The following is a 3,389-nucleotide window of genomic DNA, read 5'->3' as shown; positions in this document are numbered from 1 at the left end:
CCATCGCGCCTTCCGCCTTGCCGGCGCCGACCAGCGTGTGCATCTCGTCGATGAAGAGGATGATCTCGCCGGCGGCCGCCTGCACTTCCGTGAGCACCGCCTTCAGCCGCTCCTCGAACTCGCCGCGATATTTCGCACCGGCGATCAGCGCGCCCATGTCGAGCGCCATGAGCCGCTTGTCGGCGATCGATTCGGGCACGTCGCCGTTGACGATCCGAAGCGCCAGCCCCTCGGCGATGGCCGTCTTGCCGACGCCGGGATCGCCGATCAGCACCGGGTTGTTCTTGGTCCGCCGGCTCAGCACCTGCATGGTGCGCCGGATTTCCTCGTCGCGGCCGATGATCGGGTCGATCTTGCCCTCGCGCGCCGCTTCCGTCAGGTCGCGGGCGTATTTCTTCAGCGCATCGAACCCGGCCTCGGCATTGGCGCTGTCGGCGGTGCGCCCCTTGCGCACGTCGTTGATCGCCGCGTTCAGCGCCTGCGCCGTCACGCCCGCGGTCTTCAGCGCGTCGTTGGCGCCGGATTTCGTCACCGCCAGCGCCGTCAGCATCCGCTCCACGGTCACGAAGCTGTCGCCGGCCTTCTGGCTGAGCTTCTCCGCCTCGGCCAGCACCTTCGCGGTCTGGGTGTCCATGTACATCTGGTCGCCCTCGACCTGCGGCTGCTTGGCCAGCGCGGCATCCACCGTCGCCAGCGCCAGCTTGGCATCGCCACCCGCCTTGGCGATCAAGTTCGACGCGAGCCCCTGCTCGTCGTCGAGAAGCGCCTTGAGCAGATGCTCGGGCAGCACCCGCTGGTGGTTCTCCCGCAGCGCGATCGTCTGCGCCGCCTGCACGAATCCCCGCGCCCTCTCGCTGAACTTCTCGAAGTTCATGCTTCTCTCCTTGCAAGCGCCCCTCGGGACGCGTCCCTTCGGACCGCCTCCCCGGAGCCTCGGATCTGCCGGGCCGCCCACCATGGCGCGGCCCCTTCGTCCTCGATATGGGGCCGGGCGCACGGGCGCTCAAGGCCCGCCCCGCCGCTTCTTGGCGGCCCCTTGGCCACGCCGGCCTCCTTCGCAGATCTGGCAGCGCGCAGGTCCGCGCGCGCCTGCCTGCCCCCGGTGCTATCGCATCCGGCGGTCATTCTTCCCTCTTCGACCGTCCCGCGGCAAGACGAGGGCAGCGCCAGATGGTGCCCGCCGGACGGCATTCCGCGCCGGCCAGGCGGGAAAGGATGCATCGCCGCGGCCGCCCTCGAGCGCCTCGGCGAGCATTCCCCGGATCGCGCCCGCATCCCAATCCACCTCGAACCGCCGGCCCAATGCGGCGGCCGGGCCGTCGGGCGCCTCCGGGATCTTGACAGCCGCACCGGCGGGAGGCAGGTCCGGGGTGTCCGGAGGGCCTGCCGCTATGTCCGATGACCGCCTGATCGTGGGCCTCGACCTGCCCGATGCCGATGCCGCCCGCGCCATGGTGGCACGGCTCGGCGATTCCGTCGGGTTCTACAAGATCGGCCTCGGCCTGCTGGCCTCCGGCGGCCTCGACCTCGCCCGCGAGCTAAAGTCCGAGGGCAGGCGCGTATTCCTCGACATGAAGCTCTTCGACATCGGCGCCACCGTCACCGCCGCCGCCCGCGGGCTCGCGGAAGAGGTCGCGCCCGACTTCCTGACCGTGCACGGCGACCCGCAGGTGGTGGCCGCCGCCGCCCTCGGCCGCGGCGGGGCCCCGACCCGAATCCTCGCCGTCACCGTGCTGACCCCGCTCGACCGCGCCGACCTCGACGCCGCCCTGATCCGCGACGGCGATCTCGGCGCGATCGTCGTCGAGCGCGCCCGCCGCGCCTTCGCCGCCGGCGCCGACGGCATCATCGCCTCGCCGCGCGAACTCGCCCGGCTGCGCGCCCTGCCCGAGGCCGCGGGCAGGCTCATCGTCACCCCCGGCGTGCGCCCCGCCGGCGCCGCGGCCCACGACCAGAAGCGCACCGCCACCCCCGCCGAGGCGCTCGCCGCCGGCGCCGACCACATCGTCGTCGCCCGGCCGGTCGTCGCCGCGCCCGATCCCGCCGCCGCCGCCCGCGCCATCCTCGCCGAGATGGCGGCGGCCTGAGCCGGGATTTCCCCGCCCGCCCGGCCGCCCTATACTGCCACGGCCAAGCGAGAGGGAGCCCGCCATGCGCGCCATGGTCCTGGAAGCCGCCCGAAGGCCGCTGCGGCTCGTGGAGCGCGCCGCGCCCGCGCCGGGACCCGGCGAGGTCGCCATCGCGATCACCGCCTGCGGCGTCTGCCGCACCGACCTGCATATCGTCGACGGCGAGCTCGACGAGCCGCGGCTGCCGCTGGTGCCCGGCCACGAGATCGTCGGCCGCGTCACCGCGCTCGGACCCGGCGTCACCGGCCTCGAGCCGGGCCAGCGGGTCGGCGTGCCCTGGCTCGGCCATACCTGCGGCACCTGCCCCTATTGCGCCATGGGCCGCGAGAACCTCTGCGACGCGCCGCTCTTCACCGGCTATACCCGCGACGGCGGCTATGCCGAGGCCTGCGTCGCCGACGCCGCCTTCGTCCTCCCGCTGCCCGAAGGCCAGTCCGACGCGGCGATGGCCCCGCTCCTCTGCGCCGGCCTGATCGGGCACCGCACGCTCGCCATGGCCGGCGAGGCCCGGCGCCTCGGCATCTACGGCTTCGGCGCCGCCGCCCATCTCGTCGCCCAGACCGCCCGCTGGCAGGGCCGCGAGGTCTACGCCTTCACCCGCCCCGGCGACCGGCCCGCCCAGGACCTCGCCCGGCGCAACGGCGCCGCCTGGGCCGGCGGCTCGGACGAGCCGGCGCCCGCCGAGCTCGACGCGGCGCTCATCTTCGCCCCGGTCGGCGCGCTGGTGCCCACGGCACTGCGCGCCGTGCGCAAGGGCGGCATCGTGGTCTGCGGCGGCATCCACATGAGCGACATCCCGGGCTTCGCTTACGCCGATCTCTGGGGCGAGCGCGTGCTGCGCTCGGTGGCCAATCTCACCCGCCGGGACGGGCTCGACTTCTTCGACATCGTCGCCCGCGCCGGCATCGCGAGCGAGATCGAGACCTTCCCGCTCGAAGCGGCCAATTCCGCCCTCGACGCCCTGCGCGCCGGCCGCGTCGCCGGCGCCGCCGTGCTCGTCATGGCCTAGCCGCCGCCGAACGCGCCGTCGCCAGGACAGGCAACACCTCCGGAACCTCGCGTATTGTCGCCCGCGAGACCCCTCCCCGCGCCCACCCCCGCGCGCGCCGCCCATGCCCCGACCGCACCGCCAAACGATAGGACCCGCCCAGATGCCCGACCCGATCCACCGCATCCCGCTCGCCGAGATCGACGCCACCGCGCTGACCCGCGACCGCACCGGCCTCGACCCCGAGCCCCAGGCCGAGCTCGAAGCCTCCA

The 3,389-nt window shown here is 73.9% G+C and carries 3 protein-coding genes; 2 read left to right on the top strand and 1 reads right to left on the bottom strand.

What is annotated here, in order from left to right:
* On the bottom strand, window positions 1–874 hold an 874-nt coding region (locus V7050_RS19785), incomplete at its 3' end, for a Clp protease N-terminal domain-containing protein (protein WP_324370479.1).
* A gap of 517 nt (window positions 875–1,391) precedes the next feature.
* Here V7050_RS19785 and pyrF point away from each other — a divergent pair.
* Window positions 1,392–2,087: an orotidine-5'-phosphate decarboxylase gene (gene pyrF / locus V7050_RS19780; RefSeq protein WP_324411106.1), complete on the top strand. Its 696-nt coding sequence runs from the start codon at window positions 1,392–1,394 to the stop codon at window positions 2,085–2,087.
* A gap of 64 nt (window positions 2,088–2,151) precedes the next feature.
* Window positions 2,152–3,138 (top strand): zinc-dependent alcohol dehydrogenase family protein, encoded by a 987-nt coding sequence (locus V7050_RS19775; protein WP_324370483.1) that lies wholly within the window; start codon window positions 2,152–2,154, stop codon window positions 3,136–3,138.
* The last annotated feature ends 251 nt before the right edge of the window (window positions 3,139–3,389 follow it).

The organism is Amaricoccus sp. (assembly GCF_036846665.1).
Lineage (GTDB): Bacteria > Pseudomonadota > Alphaproteobacteria > Rhodobacterales > Rhodobacteraceae > Amaricoccus.
This window is presented reverse-complemented; position numbering and strand designations above follow the sequence as displayed.